This is a genomic window from Microlunatus sp. Gsoil 973 (genome assembly GCF_009707365.1).
Taxonomy (GTDB): domain Bacteria; phylum Actinomycetota; class Actinomycetes; order Propionibacteriales; family Propionibacteriaceae; genus Microlunatus.
In genome coordinates this window covers 3,331,419-3,357,367 of the sequence record NZ_CP046122.1, presented here as the reverse complement: position 1 = coordinate 3,357,367, position 25,949 = coordinate 3,331,419, and the positions used below count along the sequence as shown (strand labels likewise).

General features: G+C 64.8%; 25 protein-coding genes and 1 tRNA gene. 10 read left to right on the top strand and 16 right to left on the bottom strand.

Annotated elements, in window-relative coordinates; genetic code table 11:
- The first annotated feature begins 148 nt into the window (after positions 1-148).
- Complete coding sequence (aspS, locus tag GJV80_RS15765) at positions 149-1,426, top strand: aspartate--tRNA(Asn) ligase (RefSeq protein ID WP_154688710.1); 1,278 nt, start codon at positions 149-151, stop codon at positions 1,424-1,426.
- 54 nt (positions 1,427-1,480) lie between these two features.
- Here aspS and GJV80_RS15760 read toward each other — a convergent pair whose 3' ends face one another.
- The 3 genes from GJV80_RS15760 to GJV80_RS15750 are packed head-to-tail and all read right to left on the bottom strand — an operon-like array spanning position 1,481 to position 4,720.
- A complete protein-coding gene (locus GJV80_RS15760) occupies positions 1,481-2,236 on the bottom strand; it encodes an alpha/beta hydrolase (protein WP_154688709.1) in 756 nt (251 codons plus the stop codon).
- Between the two features lie 57 nt (positions 2,237-2,293).
- Positions 2,294-3,262, bottom strand: coding sequence for a TIGR03557 family F420-dependent LLM class oxidoreductase (locus tag GJV80_RS15755; RefSeq protein ID WP_154688708.1), 969 nt, complete (start codon positions 3,260-3,262; stop codon positions 2,294-2,296).
- A gap of 54 nt (positions 3,263-3,316) precedes the next feature.
- A complete protein-coding gene (locus GJV80_RS15750) occupies positions 3,317-4,720 on the bottom strand; it encodes a bifunctional DedA family/phosphatase PAP2 family protein (RefSeq protein WP_154688707.1) in 1,404 nt (467 codons plus the stop codon).
- A 167-nt stretch (positions 4,721-4,887) separates the two neighbouring features.
- On the opposite strand from GJV80_RS15750, the gene GJV80_RS15745 reads away from it, so the two are divergent.
- Positions 4,888-5,436 carry a DUF6069 family protein gene (locus GJV80_RS15745; RefSeq protein WP_195908963.1) on the top strand — a complete coding sequence of 183 codons (549 nt, stop codon included), beginning with the start codon at positions 4,888-4,890 and terminating at the stop codon, positions 5,434-5,436.
- 31 nt (positions 5,437-5,467) lie between these two features.
- Here the strand turns inward: GJV80_RS15745 and GJV80_RS15740 are convergent, their stop codons facing one another.
- Entirely contained in the window at positions 5,468-5,851 is a 384-nt protein-coding gene (locus GJV80_RS15740) for a VOC family protein (RefSeq protein ID WP_230207748.1), read from the bottom strand.
- Positions 5,852-5,865: 14 nt separating this feature from the next.
- Positions 5,866-6,768: a phosphotransferase family protein gene (locus GJV80_RS15735; RefSeq protein WP_154688705.1), complete on the bottom strand. Its 903-nt coding sequence runs from the start codon at positions 6,766-6,768 to the stop codon at positions 5,866-5,868.
- A 58-nt stretch (positions 6,769-6,826) separates the two neighbouring features.
- On the opposite strand from GJV80_RS15735, the gene GJV80_RS15730 reads away from it, so the two are divergent.
- Positions 6,827-7,573, top strand: a complete 747-nt coding sequence (locus tag GJV80_RS15730) for an SDR family oxidoreductase (RefSeq protein WP_154688704.1) — start codon at positions 6,827-6,829, stop codon at positions 7,571-7,573.
- Positions 7,574-7,655: 82 nt separating this feature from the next.
- Here GJV80_RS15730 and GJV80_RS15725 read toward each other — a convergent pair whose 3' ends face one another.
- Positions 7,656-8,186, bottom strand: coding sequence for an NUDIX domain-containing protein (locus tag GJV80_RS15725; protein ID WP_154688703.1), 531 nt, complete (start codon positions 8,184-8,186; stop codon positions 7,656-7,658).
- A 31-nt stretch (positions 8,187-8,217) separates the two neighbouring features.
- Here GJV80_RS15725 and GJV80_RS15720 point away from each other — a divergent pair, with 31 nt between their 5' ends.
- Both GJV80_RS15720 and GJV80_RS15715 read left to right on the top strand, forming a co-directional pair.
- Entirely contained in the window at positions 8,218-8,955 is a 738-nt protein-coding gene (locus GJV80_RS15720; RefSeq protein WP_154688702.1) for a Mut7-C RNAse domain-containing protein, read from the top strand.
- 181 nt (positions 8,956-9,136) lie between these two features.
- The gene (locus tag GJV80_RS15715; protein WP_154688701.1) at positions 9,137-9,976 is read left to right on the top strand and encodes an LLM class flavin-dependent oxidoreductase; all 840 of its coding nucleotides are present in this window, start codon (positions 9,137-9,139) and stop codon (positions 9,974-9,976) included.
- Between the two features lie 183 nt (positions 9,977-10,159).
- Here the strand turns inward: GJV80_RS15715 and GJV80_RS15710 are convergent, their stop codons facing one another.
- From GJV80_RS15710 to GJV80_RS15700, 3 genes are all read right to left on the bottom strand, one after another.
- Positions 10,160-10,564 carry an MFS transporter gene (locus GJV80_RS15710; RefSeq protein ID WP_154688700.1) on the bottom strand — a complete coding sequence of 135 codons (405 nt, stop codon included), beginning with the start codon at positions 10,562-10,564 and terminating at the stop codon, positions 10,160-10,162.
- Positions 10,561-11,448, bottom strand: a complete 888-nt coding sequence (locus tag GJV80_RS15705; protein WP_195908962.1) for an MFS transporter — start codon at positions 11,446-11,448, stop codon at positions 10,561-10,563. The genes GJV80_RS15710 and GJV80_RS15705 overlap by 4 nt, the downstream gene beginning before the upstream one ends.
- Before the next feature lie 83 nt (positions 11,449-11,531).
- Positions 11,532-12,275 carry a winged helix-turn-helix domain-containing protein gene (locus tag GJV80_RS15700; protein WP_195908961.1) on the bottom strand — a complete coding sequence of 248 codons (744 nt, stop codon included), beginning with the start codon at positions 12,273-12,275 and terminating at the stop codon, positions 11,532-11,534.
- Positions 12,276-12,790: 515 nt separating this feature from the next.
- Here GJV80_RS15700 and GJV80_RS15695 point away from each other — a divergent pair.
- The 3 genes from GJV80_RS15695 to GJV80_RS15685 all read left to right on the top strand — a co-directional run bounded on the left by GJV80_RS15695 (position 12,791) and on the right by GJV80_RS15685 (position 14,954).
- Complete coding sequence (locus tag GJV80_RS15695; RefSeq protein ID WP_230207747.1) at positions 12,791-13,240, top strand: peptidoglycan-binding protein; 450 nt, start codon at positions 12,791-12,793, stop codon at positions 13,238-13,240.
- 79 nt (positions 13,241-13,319) lie between these two features.
- Positions 13,320-14,258 (top strand): phosphotransferase, encoded by a 939-nt coding sequence (locus GJV80_RS15690; protein ID WP_230207746.1) that lies wholly within the window; start codon positions 13,320-13,322, stop codon positions 14,256-14,258.
- 48 nt (positions 14,259-14,306) lie between these two features.
- Positions 14,307-14,954, top strand: a complete 648-nt coding sequence (locus GJV80_RS15685; RefSeq protein WP_154688697.1) for a GNAT family N-acetyltransferase — start codon at positions 14,307-14,309, stop codon at positions 14,952-14,954.
- 41 nt (positions 14,955-14,995) lie between these two features.
- On the opposite strand, the gene GJV80_RS15680 is transcribed toward GJV80_RS15685, so the two are convergent.
- Together GJV80_RS15680 and GJV80_RS15675 are read right to left on the bottom strand one after the other, a co-directional pair.
- Complete coding sequence (locus tag GJV80_RS15680; RefSeq protein ID WP_154688696.1) at positions 14,996-15,445, bottom strand: hypothetical protein; 450 nt, start codon at positions 15,443-15,445, stop codon at positions 14,996-14,998.
- A 96-nt stretch (positions 15,446-15,541) separates the two neighbouring features.
- A complete protein-coding gene (locus GJV80_RS15675) occupies positions 15,542-16,234 on the bottom strand; it encodes a tyrosine-protein phosphatase (RefSeq protein WP_154688695.1) in 693 nt (230 codons plus the stop codon).
- A 106-nt stretch (positions 16,235-16,340) separates the two neighbouring features.
- On the opposite strand from GJV80_RS15675, the gene GJV80_RS15670 reads away from it, so the two are divergent.
- Complete coding sequence (locus GJV80_RS15670; protein WP_195908960.1) at positions 16,341-16,889, top strand: GNAT family N-acetyltransferase; 549 nt, start codon at positions 16,341-16,343, stop codon at positions 16,887-16,889.
- 166 nt (positions 16,890-17,055) lie between these two features.
- Here GJV80_RS15670 and GJV80_RS15665 read toward each other — a convergent pair whose 3' ends face one another.
- Positions 17,056-18,366, bottom strand: coding sequence for a phospholipase D-like domain-containing protein (locus GJV80_RS15665; RefSeq protein ID WP_154688693.1), 1,311 nt, complete (start codon positions 18,364-18,366; stop codon positions 17,056-17,058).
- A 1,835-nt stretch (positions 18,367-20,201) separates the two neighbouring features.
- A tRNA-Pro gene (locus GJV80_RS15660) sits at positions 20,202-20,278 on the bottom strand.
- Positions 20,279-20,611: 333 nt separating this feature from the next.
- Here GJV80_RS15660 and GJV80_RS15655 point away from each other — a divergent pair.
- A complete protein-coding gene (locus GJV80_RS15655) occupies positions 20,612-20,950 on the top strand; it encodes a hypothetical protein (protein WP_154688692.1) in 339 nt (112 codons plus the stop codon).
- Here the strand turns inward: GJV80_RS15655 and GJV80_RS15650 are convergent.
- The 3 genes from GJV80_RS15650 to GJV80_RS15640 form a co-directional block, all read right to left on the bottom strand.
- Positions 20,894-22,144, bottom strand: coding sequence for an MFS transporter (locus tag GJV80_RS15650; RefSeq protein ID WP_154688691.1), 1,251 nt, complete (start codon positions 22,142-22,144; stop codon positions 20,894-20,896). The two genes, GJV80_RS15655 and GJV80_RS15650, sit on opposite strands and share 57 nt — an antisense overlap.
- A complete protein-coding gene (locus GJV80_RS15645) occupies positions 22,141-22,770 on the bottom strand; it encodes a hypothetical protein (protein WP_154688690.1) in 630 nt (209 codons plus the stop codon). Before GJV80_RS15645 ends, GJV80_RS15650 begins: the two co-directional genes overlap by 4 nt.
- 2,346 nt (positions 22,771-25,116) lie before the next feature.
- Positions 25,117-25,902: a metallophosphoesterase gene (locus tag GJV80_RS15640; protein ID WP_230207745.1), complete on the bottom strand. Its 786-nt coding sequence runs from the start codon at positions 25,900-25,902 to the stop codon at positions 25,117-25,119.
- Positions 25,903-25,949: the final 47 nt, after the last annotated feature.

The following is a 25,949-nucleotide window of genomic DNA, read 5'->3' as shown; positions in this document are numbered from 1 at the left end:
TGGGCACCGCCGGCCGGCACCCGGTCATCACTGCCTGAATGAGGCCTGCCGGCCCGCTGACGTACCGGCAGGTGAAGTGCGGTGGCACAGCGATTGCCCTTATCGCCCGCACTCGGAAGGGATCAGTCGATGCTTTCAGGAGCACATGATGATCCATCATCCACAACACCGCGTCCTTGCGGCAGAACTGCCCGGTCACATCGGGGAGACGGTTCGGCTCTCGGGGTGGGTGCACCGCATCCGTGAGCTGAAGTCGGTGAGCTTCTTGATCATCCGGGACCGGTCGGGCCTGGCCCAGATCGTGATCACTCCGCCGTACGACATCCTGGGCGAGGAGTCCGTCGTCCGCATCGAAGGCCTGGTGATCGCCAACCCGCAGGCGCCCGGCGGAGTCGAGGTCACCGGGCCGACGATCGAGGTGCTGTCCGAGGCGGTCGAACCGCCACCGTTCGATCTGTATCGGCCGACAGTGCCCGCGACGCTGCCGACGATTCTCGATCACGCACCGACCTCGCTCCGCCATCCCAGGCTGAAGGCCGGGCATGCGCTCGCCGCGGCCGCCGTCGCCGGCTTCCGGCAGGTGCTGCAGGGTCACGGCTTCACCGAGATCCACACGCCGAAGGTGGTGGAATCGGCGACCGAGTCCGGCGCGAACGTGTTCAGCCTCGACTGGTTCGGCCGTCCCGCCTATCTCGCGCAGTCGCCGCAGTTCTTCAAGCAGATGATGGTGGGCGTCTTCGAGCGGGTGTACGAGACCGGTCCGGTGTTCCGTGCCGAACCACACAACACCGCACGGCACCTGGCCCAATACACCAGCCTGGATGCGGAATTCGGCTTCATCCGCGATCACCAGGACGTGATGATCATGGTGCGCGCGGTGATCGCCGGGATGGTCTCGGCTGTCGGTCGACGTCCTGCCGAACTTGATCTCCTCGAGGCTCGGCTCCCCGAGGTCCCCGAGGAGGTCCCACAACTTCACTTCGCCGATGCCATGCGTTGGTTGGGCAAGGACGATGTCGATCTTGCTCCGGCGGACGAACGTGCGCTGAGCCGGTGGGCCCAGGAGGAGTACGGCAGCGAATTCCTCTTCATCACCGGTTACCCGATGGTCAAGCGGCCCTTCTACACCCATCCGGAGCCGGGCAGGCCGGAATACTCCAACAGTTTCGATCTGCTCTTCCGCGGCCTGGAACTGATCACCGGCGGCCAGCGGTTGCACCGTTATCGGGACTATCGGGACGCCCTGTCGCTACGCGGCGAGCCGCTCGAGCCGTACGCGAGCTATCTGGCGACCTTCGCCGCGGGGATGCCGCCGCACGGCGGGTTCGCGCTCGGTCTGGAGCGGTTCGTCGCGCGGCTGATCGGTGCCGACAACATCCGGTTGGCCACGCTGTTCCCCCGTGACCTGCATCGACTGGCTCCTTGAGCAATCAGTGGGGAACCTGGTGCTGGGAGTAACCAGTACCAGGTTCCCCGTTGATCACGCCGGCGGGTTCCAGCCGAGTCCGGCCAGCCAGGTCGCACACAACCGCTGCCATTGCGCCACCGCGGGTTCCTCCTCGGTGGCCAGTCCGAGCCCGTGTCTGCCGTGCCGGAACACGTGCGCCTCGAACGGAATGCCTGCCACTGCGAGAGCGGTCATCATCTCCAGCGAATGCAGCGCCGGGACTCCCTCGTCGTCACTGGTGGTCCAGAAGAAGCACGGCGGGATGTCCTCGTCCACCCGAGCGGCGGGCGAGAGGTCGAGCAGGAGTTCGGCCGACGCATCCTCACCGAGCAGGGTGCGCGCCGAACCCCGGTGCAGGTTGGGGATCCGGCCGTCCAGTGCCTCGCGCAGATCGGTCACCGGATAGCAGAGGATCGCCGCATCCGGCCGTCCGGCGTAGCTGAGTGATGGCGCGCCCATCACATCGGGTGAGTCGGTGGCCAACATGGCCGCCAGGTGACCGCCGGCCGAGAAGCCCAGCACGCCGAGCCGATCCCGTTCGACGGCGAGTCCGGCCCGGCCGGAACGCAACGCGCGCAGCCCGTTCCGGCCGTCGACCAGTGCCTGGGGATGGGCGTCCTCGCCGAGCGCATAACGAAGAACCGCCGCATGCAACCCCAGGCTGTTCAGCCAATGCGCGACGGGCTCGCCTTCATGATCAGCCAGATGCTGGTAGCCACCGCCGGGCAGCACCATGATCGTCGGACGGGCAGAGTCATCGACAGGGTACGGGATCAGGTCCAGCGGCATGCTGGGAATCCTGACACGACCGTGCCGTCGGCCGCTCGCCGGGACGCGACCGGGGGATCAGCCGAAGGCTGACCGTAACTTGTCCAGCAGGTCCGGCGCTGCCTTGTCGAGGAACTGCTGCTGACCCTCGTCGCCGACCTGGATGACGGCGAGATCGGTGAAGCCGGCCTCCTGGTAGGGCCGGACTGCCTCGACGATCGCGTCGAGATCCGGCCCGCAGGGGATGCTGTCCGCGACGTCCTCCGGCCGAACGAACTGGCTCGCCGCGGCGAAACCCGCGGGCGTCGGGAGGTCGGCGTTGACGCCCCAGCCGCCGCCGAACCAGCGGAACTGATCATGCCCCCGGGCCACAGCTGTGTTGCGGTCGGGATCCCAGCAGATGGGCAGCTGACCGATCTTGCGCGAGTCAGCCTGGTGCACCCGGTCCCAGTCCTTGATCACCTCGGCATCGGGTTGTACCGCGATCAGATGGTCCGCCAGCGGCGCGAACTGTTCGACCGACGACTCGCCGGACACCGCGACGCCGATCGGCACGCCCTCCTCGGGTGCGTCCCAGACCCGGGCCGAGTCGATCCGGAAGTAGTCGCCCTCCCAGGTCACCAACTCACCGCTGAGCAGCCGACGGATGATCGTCGTCGCCTCCACCAGCATGTCCTGCCGTTGTGCGATCGGCGGCCATCCCTCGCCCGTGACGTGCTCGTTGAGATTCTCGCCCGAGCCCAGGCCGAGGATGAACCGCCCGTTGGACAGCGACTGGAGCGTTGCTGCCTTCTGCGCCACCACGGCGGGGTGATACCGCTGGATCGGGCAGGTGACGTAGGTCGCGAGCTCGACGTGATCCGTCACCTGCGACACCGCACCCAGCACCGACCAGGCGTAGGGTGCATGTCCCTGACTGGTCAGCCAGGGCGAGTAGTGGTCACTGGACACCTCAAAATCGAAGCCGGCCCGTTCGGCCGCCGTGGCATAGTCGACCAGATCGCGGGGTGCGCTCTGCTCGGTCATCAGCGTGTACCCGAATCGCATGACCGTGTCATACCCGATCAATGACGGGCTCAACACGTCCCCGGCGCCGACCGGTCAGTGGTGATGTTGCTGGTGCGTGATCACTTCGGGGTCGGTGCCCGCGATGGTGATCCGCGTGATGCCCCAGACACCGAGGACCGCCAGCCCCAAGGTCATACCGGCGAGAACGTCGGTCAGCCAGGCAACACCGAGATACCAGCGACTGAAGGACACCAGCAGGACCAAGGCTGCTGTTGCTGCTGCCAATCGGATCTTGATCTTGGCGGACCTGCCGTTCCAGATCAGGACACAGAGCAGAACCCAGGCGGCGGTGGCCTGCGCGGCATGTCCCGACGGGAAGGCCCAGTCAGGTTTCTGCGCCAGCCATCCGGCGGCCCGGGTCAGCCGATCGACCGTGGGCGGCCTGGGCCGCTCGATGCCGTTCTTGATCACCGCGTACAAGATCATCGTACCCAGGTAGGTGACGATGATGTCGGCTGCAGGCAGCCAGGACCGGCGCTGTCGGACCAGCAGAATGCCGGCGATGATCAACAGCGGCCCGATCACCGCATTCGATCCGAACCAGGTCAGCACCTGAAGAATTGCTGTGAGCCAACCGATCCGATGATCGACAACCCACAGTGACGCGGGATGGTCCAAGAGAGCGAACTCCTCATGATCGACCACATCCTGGCCGAGACCCAGAGTGATCCAGATCGAGCTGACAGCGACACCGACGAGCGTGGTGAGCGCGAGCCCCTCTGGTCGACGCGCATCGAAACGGGCGACGACCCAGGCAGTCGTCCGCGGGTAGCGGCCGGTGAACCGGACGACCGCTGGGGCGTGCTGCAGCCGCTCCAGCGCGCGGAGTGCCCAGCCCCATCGGGCGCGCCTGATCAGGTAACCGATGACGACGAGCGCTACGACGACACCGACCGCCACAAAGCCGATGCGCGAGGCCAAGTGGGCGACCCGCTGCCAACTGCGTCCGCCGAGATAGCCCAGCAGCACGCACATCGTTCCCCAGCACACCGCACCGGCGGCGTTGTAGGCGAGGAAGAGTGGATAACGCAACCTCGCCATTCCGGCCAGGCCCGGGATCATCACCCGCAGTGCGGCGGTGAACCTGCCGAGGAAGACCGCTCTGCCGCCGCGCTCGGCCAGGTAGCGTTCGCCGCGGTCCAGGTGCTTCCTGTTGATCAGCCGGCCCAACGTTCCGTGGATCAGATTGCGCCCCCAGCGGCGGCCCACGGCATACCCGACGCTGTCGCCGATGATCGCACCCAGGATCCCGGCGACCAGAACCGCCCACAGCGGGACCACCCCTCGGAAGGCGAGCACGCCGCCGAGGATCAGGGCGGTCTCACCGGGAAAGACGAAGCCGACGAATGCCGACGACTCGAGCGCGGGGAGCAGAAAGATGAGCAACAACGCGACCCATGGCGGAAGTGCCAGGATGTGGGAAGCAATCGCATCCATCAGGCGCGCCTTTCGCTCAGGGGCAGGTCCGGTTGTTTGCCCGTTGCGAGCGCGGGTAACCGTAGATCTGGTGATCTACGACAAGCGTTGTCGTACGCCACAGGGTAGTCGGCGGGGTCACAGGTCGATGCCCGAAGCTGAGGGACCAAGCACCAACGGAGTGGACAATGAGTTACCGAGCTGACACACCGTACGGCACCAAACGTCGGGTGGACCCGGTTCGGCTGTGGGCCGGCGGCCTGGCCACGGCACTTGTCGCAGGTGGGGTCGCCTTCGTCGGCGTCATGGTCATCCATGCCGTGTTCCGGGTCCCGGGTTTCCGCCGGGTGGGTGGCGAGGACTATCCGTTCGACAAACTGTCGTTGGCGATCACCGCTGCCGTCGTGGCATTGCTGGCGACCGCGCTGCTCCATCTACTCATGGTGAGCACGCCACGGGCCGGAACGTTCTTCGCCTGGATCATGGGCATCTTCGTCGTCGCGGTCATCGTGCAGGAGCTGCTGAGCGGCGGGAACTGGCTTTCCAACGTCTTGTTCAGCGCGCTCTATCTGGTCATCGGAGTCGCGATCGCGTCCTTGCTGGCCGGCGTGGCGAGGACGGCAGTCAAATATGTCGCCACCGAGCCTGACCCTCGACCGCTCGAAGAGAACCCGCGCGGCGTCACCAGACCCGCCCCCGATCCGAACGAGCAGACCCGCCGGCTTCCGCCGGTCTGATCACCCGGATTGTGCGTGACTGATTAGGGCGTCATTGATTGGGTTCGAACAACTCGACCGGGTTGCCGGCCGGGTCCTCAACGAGGATCTGTTTCCCGCCGACGCCGGTGATGATGTCGTTGCGGAAGGTGGCGCCGGCTGACCTCAGCTGCTCCACTGCCGCGGCGAGGTCGGCAACCTGGATGCTGATCCGGTTCCAACCGCCGGGTCGCGGGAGTGTGCCGTCGGGCATTGCCTGACCGCCACCGCCCGGTCCACCGGGCGCAGAGAGTGCCAGACGCAGCGCGCCGAGGCCCAGGATCGCGAACCCCGGGGCCGGGTGCATCTGCACGTCGAAGCCCAGGTGAGTGGTATAGAAGTCGATCGCAGCGTCGACGTCGTCGACGATGTAGCGGACCATCACAGTGTCATTCACGGTGATCATTCCTCTCAGCTGACTACGCGGGCGTACCGGGCCAGGACGTCGACGCAGCGGCGGATCTGCGCGGGCGAGGCCGGATTCTTCCAAGCCAGCATCTCGAATATCCAGTCGACGGCGTAGGACGGCGTCAATCCGGCGGCTGCAACTTCCGGGTCGGTGATCCGGGCGTAACCGCGGTGCAGCAGATCGAGCCGGTCGTGCAGCGGATCGCCGGCAGAGACCTCCCACCGGGCGAGGTCGAATGCCGGGGGCGCAGGACCCGCGAACTCCCAATCGATGACGCCGCTGATCATCATGTCTGCCACCAGAATATTCTTGGGCATGAAGTCGCCCTGGGCGAGCGCGAACCGAGGCGTCGAACCCGTCATGATCTGCTGGCAGAGCAGTTCGGCCCCGCGCTCGACGACCGGCGCCGCCTCCTGTCCGACAGTGTCCGCGACGAGGCGTGTGATCCCGGCCAAAGTGGCCTCCGCGGGCATCCGCAGCTGGTGGCGGATACCGCGCTCGTCGGTGGGCACGTCGTGGATCCGGGCAAGGATCTCGCCGGCGTCCTGCACCAGCCGTTCAAGATCAGCGACCGGCAGCTCGCCGACCAGGTCGTGGAGCGAACGCCCGGGCAGGAACCGTTGGATCGAGAACGACAGCAACTCCCCTTCGTGGTCGAGGTGCTCGATGCCGAGCACCTCAGGCGTCGAGACGCCGACGTCCCGGGTCCGGGTCATCAGGTGCGACTCATCGAGGAACCACGGGGTCGGTTGCCGGGCGATACGGACGACGATCTGGGCGCCGTTGGCCATCTCCGCCCGATACGTCTCGTTCATTCCGCCTCCGGCGAGCGGAACCAGGCGGGTGACGGCGCCGCCGAACGGTCGGATCACCGACTCGATGATCGAGCGGGGCGTTGTCACCATCGCTCAAGCCTGACCCACTGGTCGCTGCGGCGCACCCGCATTTGGCAGAGTTGATGGCATGAAGATCGCGGTGGCGGGCAGCAGCGGTTTGATCGGTTCGCAGGTGTGCCGACGTGCGGAGTCACTGGGGCACGATGTGGTCCGGCTGAGTCGCAGCGACGGAGTCGATCTCCTCGACTCCGAGGCCGTGTCGGGGGCGCTGGTGGGGGTCGATGCCGTCATCGACGTCTCCCGCCCCGACCGGATGGAACTGGCTCCTGCCCGCAGCTTCTTCACCACTGTCGCGCGAAATCTCGGGGCTGCCTCGCGGGATGTGGGTGTCCGGCGATCGGTCGTGCTGTCCATTGTCGGTGTCGACCGCGGCCAGGACTATGACTGGTATGTCGCCACGCTGTCCCACGAACTCGAAACTCGTGCCCAGGCGCCGGGCTCCCGGGTGTTGCGGACCACGCAGTTCCACGAATTCCCGGAGCAGGTGTTGCAGCGGGCGCTCGCCGGCCGGGAGCCGACCGGACCGGTGGAGATCATGGACGTACCGATCCAGCCGGTCGATTCGGCTGAGGTGGCCCGGGCCCTAGTCGATCTTGCGACAGATCCCGACGCCGACGACCGGGAGCTGGCCGGGCCGCGGATCGAACGGCTCGTGGGGCTCGTACGGGATCTCGTTGAGTACCGGGGACGCGATCTGATCGTGTTGCCCGGCCCTGCGCCGGCGAGTATGGCCGGCGGGTCGATGCTGCCCGGTCCCGACGCGCAGACAGCGGGTGTCGACTGGCACACCTGGCTGCGCGATCGGCATCGGTGATCGACATGGGCGCGATGTGTTGATCAGGTGGGCAATCGGTCAGACCACTCGAAGGGTGTTGATCGAGTCCTGGTTTCGCCCACTACATCGCGGCCGACGAATTGTGAAGCGGCAGCAGATGACTTCCGGTTCCACTCACAATGATCATCCTGAGCAGGTCGTCGTGCCGGCCCTCGGTGATCCAGTGTTCCAGCTCAACGGCCGCAGTCGGCGGCATGGGCGACGGCATGGGCGACGGCATGGGCGATGGTGTGCTCGGTCCGGCCAGGTCGTACCAGCAGAGCTCACCCTCTGTGCATTCGGTTGGAGCAGGCGTCTCCGGACGGAGGTTTGCGGTGAAGTAGTAGGTCGACCGCAACTCCTGGCCGGTGTCACGCAATGAGACGTAGCGCCGCGCAAGGTCGGAGATCTCATCGGGCTCGATGCCGACCTCTTCACGTAGTTCTCGGAGTACGGCGGAGGTCGGATCGCGAATCTCGTCCGGCTCGATGTGACCACCGATTCCGACCCAGGAGTTCGGTATCGCTGATGATCCGATCCGGTAGAGCAGGAGGAGCCGATTGTCCCGGATGAGGAAGATCGACGTCATCAGCCGGGCCGTGCGCAAAGACATGAGCGCACGCCAGCGGTGCGACGATGGCTGTATGCCAACGCTGGAGCTGCGGGTCGCCCAGGAATTGCGATTCCTACTCCCGCCGGCCCGACGGTCCGGCACGTTCCAGGTCACCGCATCGGACACCGACACGATCGGGCACGTTGTCCAGGCAGTCGGCATACCGCTCACCGAAGTGGGGGACCTCCTTGTCGATGGCCGCGTGGCCAGCGCCGAGGAGCGCGCAGTGAGCTGCGTCCTGGTGATCAATCCGGTCGTACGGCCGCAGCGAGCACCGACCTCGCCGCCCAGGTTCCTTCTCGATGTCCATCTCGGCGGCCTGGCGCGCCGGCTGAGGATCCTCGGCCTGGATGTTGCCTATCGGCCGGAGGCCGACGATCCCGTTCTTGCCGAGCAGGCCGCGGATCAGCGTCGCGTCCTGCTGACGCAAGATCGCGGCTTGCTGCGCCGTCGCCGGGTGACCGCCGGAGCGCTCGTCCGTGGCGCCGGTTCGGCGGCTCAACTTCACGACGTGTTGGACCAATTCGCACCGCCGTTGTCGCCGTGGACGCGGTGCCCGCAGTGCGGCGCAGCGCTGGAGCGCGTGTCGTACGAGGCGGTCGTTGCCCGGCTTCAGCCGGGGACGCGTCGGAGCTATCGCGAGTTCTCCCGGTGCACGGGTTGTGATCGCGTGTATTGGCGTGGCGCGCACAGCCGTCGACTCGAGCCGATGGTGGAGCAGGCCGAGGAAGTCGTGCGTCGCCGACTCAACGCCAACGGCAAGAGTTGATCCCCAACCATGCGCTGTCCGATCCGACGAATGCAGCGGCTGATAACAACGTCATCGCGGATCCGGGCTTTCTCCTCCCACAGCTCGAACCGGCGGTCCGCGATGACGTTCTTGTCGATCCGAAGTGGGGCTCGACCGGCTGGGTCGCTGATCGCTAGCCTCAGGGGAGGAGGTTCTGACAATGAAGTACGGAATCGTGACCTCGGCCGGAACCGTCCACGACTATGTGGCGATGGCGCGCGAGGCCGAGGCCTACGGGTGGGACGGCATCTTCGTCTGGGATGACATCTGTGTCGGTGACCTCGAAGCGTACGACCCGTGGGTGGTGTTGGGGGCGATGGCGGTCGTCACCGAACGCATCAAGCTCGGAGCGATGGTCTTCTCACTGGCCCGCCGGCGTCCGTGGAAGGTGGCGCGCGAAACACTCACACTGGACAACCTGTCCGGCGGACGGCTGGTGCTGCCGGTCGGTTTCGGTGGTGCGTGGGACGGCGGCTACTCCCGGGTCAACACCGACGAGCCGGGTCGCCGGGAGCGAAGAGAGAAGCTGGACGAATGCCTGGAGATCCTCGATCTCGCGTGGACCGGCGAGCCCTTCGGCTTCGACGGAAAGCACTACCAGGCGAAAGATCTGGTGTTCCGGCCGCGCCCGGTGCAGCGCCCGCGGGTGCCGGTCTGGACGGTCGGTGCGTGGCCGCATGACCGTTCCATGGCCCGTTCCGCCCGCTGGGACGGAATCATCGCAATCGACCGATCGCCGGGCGCCGGCGAATACGACTCCGTTCCACCGGAAACCGTGTCCAAGATCAGGGACTGGATGATCGACCGCCGCGGCTCGCTCGACGGATTCGACATCATCGCAGAAGGCGTCACCGACAACGCCGATCCGGCTGTCGCGGTGGCCCATGTCGAGGCGTACCGGGAAGCCGGCGCGACGTGGTGGATCGAATCACATTGGGACGGGAAGACGACCGCCGACTTCCTGCTGGAGCGGATCCATCAGGGTCCGCCGCGGTCCTGAGTTCCCCGGTCGGCTTCAGCCAGGCGGCGCCGTCCCCGAATGACGGTCGCAATCGTCGAGAGCGCCGAGCGCCATGATCATCATCGACCGGCCCCGATGATCGCCGAAGATCTTGGTTGCGAAGCGAGATACTTGAGGTTGACCGTGGGTCATGCGTGCGGAGCATCCGATCCAGGGCGTTGATCACTGCGCATTCTCGTGTTGCGAACGTGTCGACGGCCCAGCCACGGCCGCAGCCGGGAGTCGGCGCATGGTACGCAACGGGCTTAACAGTGCGAAGCCGGTGCCGAGCAACATGATCAGACTGCTGATCACCAGGGTGGCGCGAAATCCGAAGACCGAGCCCAGGGTGCCGCCGAGGAGTGCACCGACCGGCTGCATTCCGTAGACCAGGAATCGCCAGGTGGCCTGCGTTCGGGCGAGGAGTTCCCGCGGGACCAGGGTCTGGCGGATCGTCTGTTGGTTGATCCCGTACAGCGTCGGCCCCCAACCCCGGAGCAATTGCGCCACGATCACGGCAGTTATCGCCAGGGCAGCCGGCCCGTCGGCGGTAGCCATCACCAATCCGGCCAGGCTGGACAGCGTCATGCCGGCGATGAAGGCCGCCCGTTGCCGAGACGACTGGTGATCGGCACCCCGACGGCCGCGCCGACAATTCCGGCGATCCCACCCGCGGCGACCATCAGTCCGACGACACCGGCCGACAACCCGAGATCTCGAACCAGAAACAGCATCACGATCACCAGCTGCATCTGACCGGCCAACGCGCCGACCGTGGCGGCGATCGTCGTCGCCCGCAACGCAGGGTGTGCGAGCGCGGCCCGCACCCCGATCCAGATACCGGTCAAGATCGGCTCCTTGGCGAGCCGGGTGTCAGCGGAGCCACCTGGAACGTCGATCCGAGCTTTCGAGACAGCCGACAGGACGAACGACGCGGCGTCGACAGCGATCGCCACCGGAGCGGTCAGGAGTTGGATCAGGACGCCACCCACCGCGCTGCCGGTGGTGGCAACGACAGAATTGCTGAGGGCGAACGTGCTGTTGGCTGCCAACAGTTCGCCACGCGGCACCAACTGCGGGGCGAACGACTGGCCCGCGATCGTGGAAAAGAGGCTGCCCGCGCCGGTGATCACCACAACCAGATACAGGTGCCACATCTGCAGGAGACCGGTCAGAGCCAGCAGCGGTACTGCTGCCAGGGTGGCCGCGGCCAGCAGATCAGCGGCGATGATGACGCGGCGGTACGACAGCCGGTCAACCCACACGCCGGTAGGCAGGCCCAAGATCAAGTGGGGAAGGAAGGCAACGGCTCCGAGGGTGCCCATCTGAACCGGCGACGCACCGAGGGCTACGACCGCGGTCAGGGGCAGCGCAACAGTCGTCACGCTCGAGCCGAGAAGGGAGATCGAGTTGCCGACGAACAGTCGCCGGAAATTCGGATGCTCGGTCAAGACCCGCCACTGCGCCTTCACGAGCCCCAGTTAACCCCCTGAGGGCGTCATCCAGCGCGCGACTGCCCGTGGCGCAACCGTTCGGACCTGCTCAGTCCGGCTGGTCATTTGCTGGACAGGGCGTCCAGCAACTGGGTGCCTGCCGCGGTCCGGATGATCTCCACGCGTTGCCCGTGGCGCTGCCGGTAGATGAGCCCGGCAGATGCCAGCTGATCACAGTGCCGGCTCACGGCCGATGGTGAGATCTGCAGGTGGGTGGCGATTGCGCCCACGGTTCGCGGGCCGTGGAGAAACCTCAGCATCGACGCTCGCGTCGATCCGAGGACCAGGCTCGGAGCGTCGGTCAGCGGCAGGTCGTCGTCGCGGTCCTGGATCGAACGGACCGGATAGGCGACCGACAGCAACGTCGCGTCGGAGTCGTTGATGAAGTAGGTGTCTCGTGGCGCGATGCTCGGCGCCAGAACCAGTTCTCGGTCCCCGACCGGCATGGTCTCCTCCTGGTTCAGCAGAAGATCACTGTGCCGATATCGGATACGCGGGCTGAGCGAGTCCAGGACTGCATCCAGACCGGAGCGGACCGATGCGACACCGGCCCTCTCGACTGCCCGGTCGAAGATCGGCCGGGCGGCCTGCCACCGTGGCTGGAGATGGTCCCAGGTGATCTTGCAGAGTGCAGCGTAGGTCTGCAGCCACAGCCGGGGGTGGTCGGCAGCCGGGCGCCAGGCGGCCGAGGTCGCCGCGAGGGCCTGGTCCCGAAACTCGTCGGTGGGATAGTCCAGCAGCGCTGCGATCTGCTCGTCGGCACCGACATCCCGGTCCGCCGGGATGGGCACGAGCGCGTCGGGCACCGTTCCTCGTCCGCCGGCGGCCAAGGTCAGAAGGACTCCGCACCGGTCAGCACGGACGACAGCGTCCGGCAAGCGCCACCCCGGACAGTAGTGCCGGATCGTCGACCGCCGTGCGCCGTCCACCAGTTGGAGGAACACCGACTGGTGTGGTGAGTAGACCACCGAAACCTTCGGATGTGACCGGATTGTGGGCATCAGCGGCTCGTCCCCTGCTTGCACGCGGCGTGTCCTTCATCGTCGGCTTCCAACACGGTCTGCCCCAACAGAGGCTTCGACGTAGGCATGATCAATCCTCGGGGCGGACATCTGGTCGAGACGCTAACCCCACGAAGGTTCATGATCGTCGGCGTTCCTGCCGGTGACCAACGTCGGGGCGCACAGCATGCGAAGGGGTCATCTGCGAGGGATTTGCGATGTTGAACAAAAGATTGCTGTATCCCGGCCGGTGGCCGAGGCTCGTGGCCATCCATCTGCATCGGTATCAGACCGAGCAAGATCGAAAAGGGGTAACCATCGTGAAATTGATCAACAGGATGTCGGTGGCCTCGAAGGCCGGCGCCATGCTGGTGTCCGCAGCGGCGCTGCTGCTATTACTCGGGCAGCCCGCACAAGCGGCACAACCGAAGACGTCTGGATCACAGCAGCTGATCAACTCCCGATCTGCTGTTCAGCCGGTGAGAGGGCTGTCGGTGTCACCGTCCGCGATCACCCGGTTCTGCAGCTATACCGGGTCGCAGCCGTTGCTCAGGTACGGCAGCAGCGGCACGGCTGTCCGGCAGGCACAGTGTGAGATCAATTGGACGATTCATGCCGGCCTGGCCCAGGACGGCAGCTTCGGGCCCAAGACGCTGGCGGCTGTGAAGAAGGTTCAGAGCTGCGCCCATATCGCCGTCGACGGGATCATCGGACCGAACACCTGGTCGGTTCTCAACTACTACAACGCCAGCCCGTACTGGCTCTGCTAGGACCGAGGGCACCGCGGGTGTGGCGGCCGGGATCGATCATGGACCGACCGGCGACCTCTTTCTGCGAGAGGATGGGTGAATGCCACTCAGGGTCGCCGATCCTGATCCCGGTCGCCTCGCCCAATGGTGCCTGCGGCGGCTGGGCAGTCCGCCGGTGGAGGAGTTGTTCCGAACGGGTCACTTGTCGTCGGTCGTCGGCCTGCGGCTGGTCGACGGCCAGGAGGTTGTGGTGAAGATCCGCCCTCATTCACCACGGATCGCGGCCTGCGTCGACGTTCAACGACGTCTGTTCCTGGCCGGGTACCCCTGTCCGCGGCCGCTCACCGATCCCGCAGCCTTCGGCCATGACGTGGCGACTGCAGAAGAGTTGGTCCCGGACGGTGCGATGTTCCCCACCTCGGATGCTGCGGTGGCATTCGCCGAGGCGTACGCGTGGTTGGTCCGGCTGGCACCCGGCCCGGACGAGGTGGCCACCCTCGATCCGCCTCCGTCGTGGGCAGCCTGGAACCAGGCAGGAGACATGCTGTGGCCACAATCCGAAGGCACCGACCTCGACCTCAATCAGGTGTCCGGCGCGGAGTGGATCGACGATGCCGGGCGTAGTGCGCGTGATCGGCTGCGAACAGGCGAATCCGAACCCGTGATCGGGCACTGCGACTGGCTCGCCGGCAACCTGCGCTGGAGCGGGGACAGATTGCTGGTCGTACACGACTGGGACAGCATGGTCAGCGACAGCGAAGCCGTCCTGGTCGGATTTGCCGCGGCGCTGTACTCGACCAAGAGCGCCGACCGGCTGGCCAGTGTGGACGACACCGAGCGCTTTCTCGCCGCCTATCGCGCTGCGCGGGGCCGAACGTTCAGCACCGACGAGCTCGAACGGTCCTGGGCTGCCGGAGTGTGGACACGGGCCAACGACGCGAAGTATCAGTACGCAGTCGGCGGCCCTGTCACCTCACTGGTGGAGGATGAGGCTCGAGAGCGCCTGCGCCGTGCGGGCGCGTCATCCGGCAAACCATAGGCGTTCGCACCGGACAGCGACAGGTCGGACCGCGGAGGAGGAACGCTGATGTCGGAAGGTTTGACCCGGAGATACACCGTTCGTGCCCTTGATCCGTCGACCTGGGACGCGTTCGCCGAATTGGTGGAACGCAACAACGGCGTCTTCGGCGGATGTTGGTGCATGGGTCATCACGCGATGGACAACGGCGAGACGTACCGTTTCCAGAAGTACGACAAGCGCGCCAAGAAGGAAGAGTTGGTCCGCAGCGGTCGGGCTCACGCCGCGCTGGTCTTCGACGCGGACGGGCTGGCACAGGGCTGGGCCAAGTACGGACGGCTCGCCGAGCAGCCGATCATCGAGCACAACCGGCGCGCGTACAACGAGGATCCACCGCCGACGCCGGACTGGCGGATCACCTGCTACTACACCGACAGCAAGCACCGCCGGCAAGGGATCGGCCGGGCAGCACTGGAAGGATCGTTGGACCTCATCGCACAGGCCGGTGGAGGGCTCGTCGAGGCACTTCCGGAGGCGACATCCGGCAGGGTCGCCCACGGCCGCTTCCTGTTCGAGATGACCGTCGAGCTGTATGAGGAGTACGGCTTCCATCGCGTACGCCAGATCGGCAAGCATCGTTGGATCGTGCACCGGCACGTCGGTCCGAGCGACGCCGGCCTCCGCCCCGAACTCGTCGGCGTCCAGCGGCCACGATGAAGCAACCGACTGCGCCCGCCGTGCCGACGCGGTGACCGCGGCTACGGTGACGGCAGCTCATCAGGTGTCGCCTCGTGCCCGGGGCGGCCCTTCGACCTTTCGTGTTGTTTCATCCGCGCTTCGTAGAGATGCCTCCGACCCTCGGCCAGTTCCTCACGGGCGCTTCTTTCAAGATCACGGAACAGTTGCCAGTAGTTGTCGTCGTAGTCCTCGATGATCTGGAACGTCCAGCGTCCGGCGACGACGTTGCGACCCAGCAATTCCGTCTCCAGCTGTCCCGCGACCTCGTCGTGCCCGGCCTTCCGCAGGGCGTCGATCGCGTTGCCCAGCTGGATGTCGGCCGAACCGGTCAGCTGGTGGAAGCTGTAGAGGTGCCCGCGGGCGCGTTCACACGTCTCCAACGCTTCGGACAATTGGCCGAGGGCGGTCACCGTCTCGTCGCTGACCCCGCTGGGTGTGGTGTGGTCCTTGTCGGGCAGGTCTTCGGTCATCAACTGGTCCTCCTGATGAGCTCGGGCTCATCCGACGTACCCCGTTCTCGGCCGGAAAGTCGGTACCGGAGGCGGGGCCGTCGGCGCGCGGTGTTCCTACAGACCATCGATCTCCACCTCGGTCAGGCCGATCGACAGCAGATACTCCCGGACCCCGCCGTACTGCTCCTCGACGTGCCCGATCACGGTGATCATCACCTCCGGGAAGCAGCGCTGACCGATCAGTGTCCGCTCCGGGTCGGCGCTGGCGGCGAGCTCGGCGGCGAATCGCTCCGCGAGGTTCTGCCGGGTGGCGCCGTAGTCCTTGCCGATCCGCTGCAGGTCGGCGCCCCAGAGCCTGGCCAGCAGCGCGCTGACCACACCGGTCCGGTCCTTCCCGGCCGAGCAGCAGACCAACACGTCGCCGTCGGTTCGAGACAGCGCTCGGAACGCCTCGGCGATCGTCGTCCGGTGCCGCTCAAGCCAATCAATGTACTGCTCGTGCAGTTCCACGGCGTCGGCTGCGGCTTCGACCGCCGACGTCGGGTCGAACAGCGGCACCCGTTGGTAGCCGTCGACCGCCTGTAAGGGGTGCATGACCGCGGCCACCTCGTCGTCGCGCCGCAGGTCAAGGACCGCAGTCAGTCCGACCGGATAGGCATCGGCATCGACCGGGCGGGTGTCGGAGCGGTAGACCGTGCGGCGGCGTCCGGCTTGGAAACCGGGGCCACCGACCTCACGGAGATTCATCAGGGTGGTTGCTGTCCGAAGGGACGGCGAGATGACGTCGGCGTTGCTGTGGTCGGGCACAGGAGAACCCTTTCACATGCTCCAGCACAAGGGTGATGGCCATCAAGACGGCATGCGGGGTGAATTCGGTGGACCCGACGGGCCGCGTTGCGCGAGGCTTTCCGACATGGACAGCGCCCGCCAGAAGTCACCGGTCGACCGGCATCATGGCAATGATGATCTTGTGCTCCGCGCTGCGTCGTCGGAGGATGCATCGACCCTCGCTGCCACGATCGCCACGGCATTCGAGCAGTATCGCGGACGACTCGTGCCGGAGTCTGCGGCCTTCGGTGAGACGCCCGATCGGATCGCCCGCGAGTTCGCGGACGGCTCCGGCGCCATCATCGCGGAGCAGCACGAGGCCGCCCTCGGCTGCGTGATGATCCGACCCGTCGAGGACGATCTCTACTTCGGACGACTCGCGGTGATCCCGTCGGCACGCGGCCGCGGCATCGGTCGACTCCTGGTGGGAGCCGTCGAAGCCGAAGCAGCCAGGCGCGGCCTGGCCGGCGTCCGGATGAGCGCACGCATCGCACTCCCCGCGAACCAACGATTCTTCAGCGAACTCGGCTACGTGGAAACGGCGCGTGAGGCGCACCCTGGCTTCGACCATCCGACAACCATCCACAGACGGAAGTCGCTGTCTCCCGCCGGGGTCAACCGATCAGGCCGCTGACCCGCTCGAGCACCCGCGGCCACCGTTGCTGGACCGATACCCCGCTGATGCCAGCCCGTAGCCGATCGTGGCTCGCGACTGGACCATGAGCCTCGCCGTCGCCGGTGTGAACCTCGACCTCCGCAATGCCGCCCCCGAGCGCTCGCCGCTGCGCGCAGGATCGCGTTCAGGGCAACGGCGCCGATCCGTAGGACGGTGGTACCAAGAACTGTGGAAAAGTCCGGCTGCCTGTCACGTCAATAGATTCGCCGATTTTCTGAAGTCGTTGGCTCAATTCAGACGTTTGCTGTGATTTCGGACCTTCACGAAGTCCGCTCCATACTGGTCGTAGACGTGGTTGTTCACGATTCGGAACAGCAACTCGTTGTTTGCGGTCGTTGCCGACGCAGCGAAGTTCTCTGAGCCGCCATAGACGACCTTCGTGCTCGTATCGCCAAACCAGCCACCGCTGATGCTCAAGATTTTGTTGTGCGTATAGTAGTTCGGCCCCTGTACGGGGTCTGGTCGCGTTCCATATCGGGATGTCGCCACGCCTTCGGTCGTGAGCCATCAAGATCTCCCTGACAGACTCGTTGACTCGCCACTTGTTGTAGATAATTCGTACCGAACATCCATTGAGCCACAATTTGCGCAACTTCTTGGCTATATCGATCCTGCCCGCAGTCCATTGGAACATGTCGAGTCGAATCAGCGTTCGCCCATGGCCCGAGCCGTATCCTCTCGCGGCTTTGCACGTCGTACCATTAAGCACATCAAGGATCGTCGGGTTGTTGTAATTCTTCGGATAGAGATACAACTTGACATTGCCAAAATCCCTGACCCGGTAGTACCTCTCATTGGTTCTGTCTTTCGTCATGTCAAGGAAGTACTGGTAAAGCATGGCGTAGACGCGCGGTTGTCCAACCGTTGTGTACTGGTTGTTCCATGCCAATATCGCGCTGTTGATACTCAGGTTGCTGGAGCCGAACATGGCGACGTGCGACGCCCTGCCGGTTTTGGAGAACAGAAAGAACTTGGCGTGCATCGAGGATCCAGTTCGGTCCGACATGCACGAGCGTCTGCAGTGTGTGATGAAGCTTTGGTCGGTTTTGTCCGTGCCCAGCGCCGATCTCAGACGCGTCGTTTGGGGGTCCCACCACGTGACGGTAGCAACGAGTACGCGCACATGTACTCCGCGCGCGTCGGCCGCGATCAGCGCGTCCGCGGCTCTCGGATAAGTGAAGTTGTACGTCACGATCGTTACGTCGGAGCCGGACGGTGCGGAGTGGATCGAATTTACGACCTTGTTTTCGATCGCGTACTGCGAGCCGGTCGAGCCATACGGGTTATTGAAGGTGACACCGGCTGCCGGTGTGTATGTATCCGTCGCGGCGTCAGCGCCACTCGCCGGCCAAAGCGCAGCTGCCAGAACACACGACAGCGTTGCCAGGGCTGCCTTTCGTTTCGCATGAGTGCTGAGGATCCGTCTACTCTTCATTTCCCCCTCGGCGATGAAGGAGTTGATCCACCGATTAGTGGACTTCTGGTCCCGGTGATTCGTGATGGTCTCGGTGTAACAGCTCCGGGGTTGTTTACGTCATCGGACCGGTTGAGGATCGGAAAGCCTCACCCACCAAGGGGCCTAGGCCGCTCGGCGACTCTCGGTCCGACCAGCCACGGGCATGCCTGATCGTTCTCGAAATGTCCTATCTTCGGTCGTGTGGCTGCCCAGTGCGATATCAGCGACCCGCCGCCGAGGTCCGTGCACGTCAGGGTGGCGTCCAGTGTCGTTCTTGCGCACGGTCATTGCTGCGCCCTCCGCGTGAGTCAAGCGACCAATGCAGACACCGTAAGTAGCAGATCGATGATCCGCGCGAGAAACGCGAAATGAGGGACCAAAGTACCCATCGGGCTGGCGAGGAGACGATCATGAAATCAGTTCGGTCGTCTCAACCGAGCGGTTCGAGAGGGTGGATCAGGAGCGGGTGAAACGGAATGTCGTCGAGCTCGCGGAGATGCCGATTGGTCAGCCGGGGCAGCCGCCGAAGTCATCAACGCCACAGCAGGTCGATGCGGTCTTCGAATCGCACCACGCCGGATCGGCTGCACAACTACATCGTGTTGTCGATCTTGACGGGCACCTGACCGAGGGGCTGCAGTGCTTCGCTGGGATCACGCCTTCCTGGACCGCGAGTCGACCGACCGTCGCCCGGTGTCGCCGCATGTCTACTGATGCTCGCGTCGGAGGTCGGTACCGCGAGCAAGATCGACAATTCCAAGAGTCTGGCATTGCAGGGAGTCAGGTGCGATGACCCATCAAGGCCGGGCATCATCGGTGATCGCGCCGGTGGTCGACTCGGTGGAAGAGACCGTCCAGGCGTTGCGGTTGAGTCGTGAACTGTTGTACGAGCTGATCCAGTCTCGGCTGCTTGCGTTCGATCAAGGTTGTCCGGCGTGGGCTGATCCATGGTTCGGCGTTGATCGAGTTCGTTGAGGGTGGCGCGGCGCGACCGCGAGTGGCCGGAGGCCGCCCGGCGAGGCAGCGTTCGCTGGGACGCCAGCGATTCATTGCTGAGAAGGCCGTCGGCTTCGACGCCCGAGGTAGCGGATCAAGCACTTCGGCGCGGGAAGATGAGACAGCGGCGCTACGGACGCTGGAAAGGCGAGTCAAGGTCTACGAGGCCGGTCGAAACCGACACAGATCAACGCAGGCACGACGACGCCGACCAAGATCAAGCCGAAGATCAAGATCAAGACCGGAACGCCAGATCACCACGACGGCGGGGTCGCCGCGAGCGGTCAACGCTGCCTCGCCAGGATGCTGCTGATTTCCTCGCGGCCGAGCAGACGACCGCCTTATCGGGCAGAGATTCGCGAGCCGGGAAGGTCGGGAGTACCGGCCCCTCAATGTTCCTACCCATGTCGTGCACGCGAAACTCGTCTGGGACGGCCGGGTATGTCGGCCAGGACCCGGAGAAGTCCTGCCGACCCGGGATCAGGCGCTCGTCGCCTTGGCCGAGGCCTCCGATGCTCCGTCGGCGCGATGCGGTTCGGCAGCCAGGCGACATGCGCGGGATGATCGCCCTTTCGCGGAGGCGGACCGCGCGATCCGCTACGAACGTCCGTCGATCATTCCGCCGCGCTCGGCCCGGTCCCCTCTATCGGCATCAGATTCGGCCGGTAGTCCAGACCGGCGCCCTGGTCGTGGATGAGGTGTACAAGGCCAGTGGCGACTGAGGTGATGTAACACAGTTGGTAACACCACGGCCTGTGAGGCCTGATCCCGGAAATGCGACCGGCCCCTGATCTGCCTGATCAGGGGCCGGTTGTGGTTGGTCGGGGTGACAGGATTTGAACCTGCGACTTCTTCGTCCCGAACGAAGCGCGCTACCAAGCTGCGCCACACCCCGGTGGCCCTGAAGAACAGGGCCTCGGAGAGTGTAGCCCACGGCAACCGAACACTTCGAATCGGTATGCCTGAGCGGCGGTGCAAGTCGTGATCATCGGATCTTGCTCGAGGCGGGGTAGCCCTGACCTGGCCGTCAGGACTACCCCACGCTCAAGGTGCGGATTTCCATTCCCCCGGATGGCGCCACTATGTGGCTCGCACGACGGCTTCGAAGGGGTACATGTAAAAGATACTTGCCCCGGCCTTCTGTGCCGCTGTCAATAGAGTAGCGCACGCGTAAGAGGATTCTGCAAGAACTTGCCAGAAATAGAGAAGTATCATTAAGATATACCTCGTGCCGACACGAGTTGTGAACTTCGCCGAGCGGGCCCAAGTCGCTATCGACTTCAGCGGGCTCAATGGACCTCAGCTGCGCCAAGCGATGGCCGAGGCCGGGTGCGAGCTGTCGAAGAACCATTGCTACAAGTTGATCCGCGGGGAGATCGAAGATCCGAGGTTTAACACGGTCGCGGCTCTCATCGCCGCGACCGGAGTACCGGCGAACTGGTTCTTCGATCCGGACATCGAATCGGCGACGCCGTCATCCTTGGCCGGATACATCGCCCGGGAACGATCCTCAGCCGTGGTTGCTCGTACGCACAGCGCGCGCTCCCAGCGCGAGACCGGCGAATAGCACCCCGGCCGCGCCGAACGTTGCGGCTGCCACCCCGACCGAGGTCACTGCCGCGAGGGCCGAGAACACCAGATAGCCGATCGGTTCGGCCGCCGTGGTCACCAGCAGCAGAACGGCGAACACCCGCCCGTACATGGATGGATCGGCGGCTGCTGTTGTCGCCATCGTCCACCCGGTGAGGATCGAGCCCACCGGGCCGAGAAACAGGCCCATCAACCCGGCCGACACAATGGCCAGCGCGGCCGTCGGTGCCCATCCGGTGGTGACGACGAACACGCTGGTGATCGCCGCACACACCACCGCGATCGCCACCCGATGTCGCGGTGCGCGGGCGCGGATACTGAAGGCGATGACAGTTCCGGCCAACATGCCGCCGCCGAACCCGGCCGTGGCGAATCCGTAGACGTCGGCACCCCAGCCCGACGCTCGTGCCTGCAGCGGCAGCGCGGCCATCAGGATAGAGGCGGTGGTCAGATTGATCACGCCCTGGACCGGGACCGTACGGCGGATCACCGGGTCCCGGGCGATCCACCGGAATCCGGACAGCAATGAGCGCCAACCGGTGTCGGCATGCTGCAACTGACCGTCGGTTGCCGGCCGCCGGGTTGTCCGGAGCAGCGCGAACCCGGCCAGCGGGACCAGACCGATGACGGCGGCCACTACGACCACCGCGCCGATTCCCGACCAGCCGGCGATCACGCCACCGAGTGCCGGGCCGACCGTCTGCACCAGCCGTACCGAGATCCGTTGGGCGTTCGTACTGGCTTCCAGGCCGCCGGTCGGCACCAGAAGTTGCGGAACTGCGGACACGGCCGGGTCATGGATCCCGGCGATCGCGCCCACCGCGAAGGCCGCCGCGGCTGCAAGGTAGATGGGAGCGGTGTCGGAGATGACGACCGCCGCCCAGGCGACCATCACGACCACTCGCGCGGCCATCGTCCAGATCGCCACGCGGTGCGCACCGAGGCGGTCGGCGAGCGAGCCGCCCCAGAGGACGAACGCGACGGCCGGAACGGCGCCGGCGGCAAGTACCAGGCCGGCTGCCGATCCCGCGCGGGACGCCTCCCACCCGAGCGTGAACAACCACAGCGCTTCGACCAGACTGTCCAGCGCGCTGGTGGGCAGATAGACCAACGCCCACCGCGGCGCCGCGCGCATGGTCTCCCGCAGTGTCAGCGCCTTCGAGCCGCTCATTCAGGCCGGTGGGGGTAGGGGAACGCGTTCAGGATCACCACGACGGGTGCGATCCAGTCGGGATCCTCCGGCGTGGTCGTCTGTTGTTCGCGTGCTTGTTCATTGGCGGCCGAGGCCTGTTTCCACTTCATCGCCACCGAGCGCAGGTCGGCCGCCAGCCCGTCGAGTTGCTCGGCGGTCAGATGCATCACCCAGTCCGACGTTTCGGCAGCCGACTGCCAGGCTTGCGGCCAAGTGGGCGCGACCGCCGGCCACTGCGACGCCAAGATGCCCTGGGCGCCGCTCACGGCACGCAGCCACTCCAGGGCGGCATCCTGCATCTGCCCGCCTTCCATCCGACCGACCCGTACGCCGCCAGGGACCGCCGACCAGAGCCAGGACTGGCGAGTCTTGCCGACGCGCTTGGCGGTCGCGAAGCCGATCTCTGCCAGCACGTCCAGGTGACGGTTCATGCTGGTCTCGGTCACGCCGGTGAACTCGGCGAGCTGGCGGGCACGCAGTGACCCAAAGGCGCGGAGTGCGATGTAGGCACGGAATCGGACGACGTTGGCCAGCTTCAGCAAGGCTTCGACCGACAGTTCAGGTGTCTGGCAGGGCCCTGCGTCATCGTCGTCGGGAGGCGCCACCGCGCCATCGTATCCCGGTCGAGTATCGCCATTTGCAATGGTTCTTTCATCGCAGGCTGGAGCCGGTCAACATCCGTACAATGCCTACATACGGGGTTGGGAAATCCACGGATGTGGCTTCCCAGCCCCGACTGCTGCTTTCAGAGGCGGTGAACATGTCCGTTCAGCGAATGTCGGCGCCGGTCTTTGACGCGCGCGGTCTCTGAAATGGCGTAGTGGTCTACGACGGAAAGGGGTGGAGAGATGTTCGTTCAGCGCAATGTCGGCGGCGGTCTGTGACAGGTGTACGTGGCCGGGGGTCGGTTTGATCATGGAAGGAGGGGAGAGATGTTGGTTCAGCGCAATGTTGGCGGCGGTCTCTGATCGGCGCCGGGAGGCGGGTCTTGATTCGACACGGAAGGAGGCGGGGATGTTTGTTCAGCACAACGTCGGTGGCGGTCTCTGAGGCTGCCTTGTTTGGTGATTGGGGTCGATCCTGGAAGGAGGCAGAGGTGTTTGTTCAGCGCAATGTCGGCGGCGGTCTCTGATCGCTGATCTGTGGTTTGAGTCGGGACTTTTTCGAAGGGGGTTTCAGATGTTTGTTCAGCGCAATGTCGGCGGGGGTCTGTGAGGCGTGGTTGTCGGAGCTGTTGGCTTCTGATCTTGGAAGGAGGGCGGGATGTTCGTTCAGTGCAACGTCGGTGGTGGTCTCTGAGACTGCTTGTTCGGTGATAGGGGTCGATTTTGAGAGGAGTGGAGATGTTCGTTCAGCGCAACGTTGGTGGAGGTCTCTGAGACTGCTTGTTCGGTGACAGGGGTCGATTTTGAGAGGAGTGGAGATGTTCGTTCAGTACAACGTCGGTGGAGGTCTCTGAGGCGTGGTTGTCGGAGCTGTTGGTTTCTGATCTTGGAAGGAGGCGGGGATGTTTGTTCAGCGCAACGTTGGTGGCGGTCTCTGATTGCTGATCTGTGGTTTGAGTCGGGACTTTTTCGAAGGGGGTTCAGATGTTCGTTCAGTACAACGTCGGTGGCGGTCTCTGAGACTGCTTGTTCGGTGACAGGGGTCGATTTTGAGAGGAGTGGAGATGTTCGTTCAGTACAACGTCGGTGGAGGTCTCTGAGGCGTGGTTGTCGGAGCTGTTGGTTTCTGATCTTGGAAGGAGGCGGGGATGTTTGTTCAGCGCAACGTTGGTGGCGGTCTCTGATTGCTGATCTGTGGTTTGAGTCGGGACTTTTTCGAAGGGGGTTCAGATGTTCGTTCAGTACAACGTCGGTGGCGGTCTCTGAGACTGCTTGTTCGGTGATAGGGGTCGATTTTGAGAGGAGTGGAGATGTTCGTTCAGTACAACGTCGGTGGCGGTCTCTGAGGCGTAGTTGTCGGAGCTGTTGGTTTCTGATCTTGGAAGGAGGCGGGGATGTTCGTTCAGCGCAACGTCGGTGGCGGTCTCTGATTGATGGCAGGGAACTGGATCGGATTTCGATGTGAAAGGAGGCAGGGATGTTTGTTCAGCGCAATGTCGGCGGGGGTCTGTGAGGCGTGGTTGTCGGAGCTGTTGGTTTCTGATCTTGGAAGGAGTGGAGATGTTCGTTCAGCGCAACGTCGGTGGTGGTCTCTGAGACTGCTTGTTCGGTGATAGGGGTCGATCTTGAAAGGAGTGGAGATGTTCGTTCAGCGCAACGTCGGTGGCGGTCTCTGATTGATGGCAGGGAACTGGATCGGATTTCGATGTGGAAGGAGGCAGGGATGTTTGTTCAGCGCAATGTCGGCGGCGGTCTCTGATTGCTGATCTGTGGTTTGAGTCGGGACCTTTTCGAAGGGGGTTCAGATGTTCGTTCAGCACAACGTCGGTGGCGGTCTCTGAGACTGCTTGTTCGGTGATAGGGGTCGATCTTGGGAGGAGTGGAGATGTTCGTTCAGTACAACGTCGGTGGCGGTCTCTGAGGCGTGGTTGTCGGAGCTGTTGGTTTCTGATCTTGGAAGGAGGCGGAGATGTTCGTTCAGCACAACGTCGGTGGCGGTCTCTGAGACTGCTTGTCGGTAATAGGGGTCGATCTTGAGAGGAGTGGAGATGTTCGTTCAGTACAACGTCGGTGGCGGTCTCTGAGACTGCTTGTTCGGTGATAGGGGTCGATCTTGAGAGGAGTGGAGATGTTCGTTCAGCGCAACGTCGGTGGTGGTCTGTGATCGGCGACCGGGGGTTGAGTCGGGATTGATCTTGAGGTGGTTTGACATGGTCACTCAGCGCAACGTCGGAGGCGGTCTGTGGCCAGCAGTTCGTGGTGTGTCGGGTTTGATCTTGAAAGGGGTTCTGATGTTGGTGCAACGCAACGTCGGCGGCGGTCTCTGAGCCGCGACAACGGATTCGGTCAGCGGCCGACCAGGGTCATCAGCGTGACCTCGGGTCGACACGCGAACCGCACCGGGGCGTACGGAGACGTCCCGACACCGGCAGAAACGTGCAGGAAGGTTCGCTTGCCGGCGTACTGATAGGTCGACAAACCCTTGGCTTGCCGTGGATCAAGATCGCAGTTGGAGACGAGCGCACCATAGCCCGGGACACAGACCTGCCCGCCGTGGGTGTGTCCGGCGACGACCAGATCCAGGTCGTCGGCGGTCATCGCATCCAGCAGGCGACGGTACGGAGCGTGGGTGACCCCCAACGCGACGGAGGCGGCCGGATCGGGCGGCCCGGCGACCTCGCCGTACCGATCGATGTTCAGGTGGGCGTCGCTGGTGCCACGGAACTCCAGGTCATGCCCGGCGATCTGAAGTCGTGCCCTGACCTCGCTCAGGTCGACCCAGCCGGCATCGACATACGCCTTGCGAAGGTCCTCCCACGGCAGTTCCGGCTCGCGCGGCTGGGGCTGGTGAGAGGGCTGGGTGAGGTAGCGCAGCGGGTTCTTGGGCCGCGGTCCGTGAAAGTCGTTGGAGCCCCAGACGAACACGCCCGGAAACTCGAGCAACCGCCCGAGGCTCATCGTCACGTACGGAACGGCGTCCGGATGCCCCAGGTTGTCACCGGTGTTGATCACCAGGTCGGGCTCCAGGGCGGCAAGCCGGGAGAGCCATCGCTGTTTCGCCTGCTGGTACGGCGTCAGATGCAGATCGGACAGGTGAAGGACGCGAATCGGCCGCGCGCCCCGTGGGAGCACCGGGATCCGAACTCGGCGGACAGTGAAGGCACGCACCTCGTACAGCC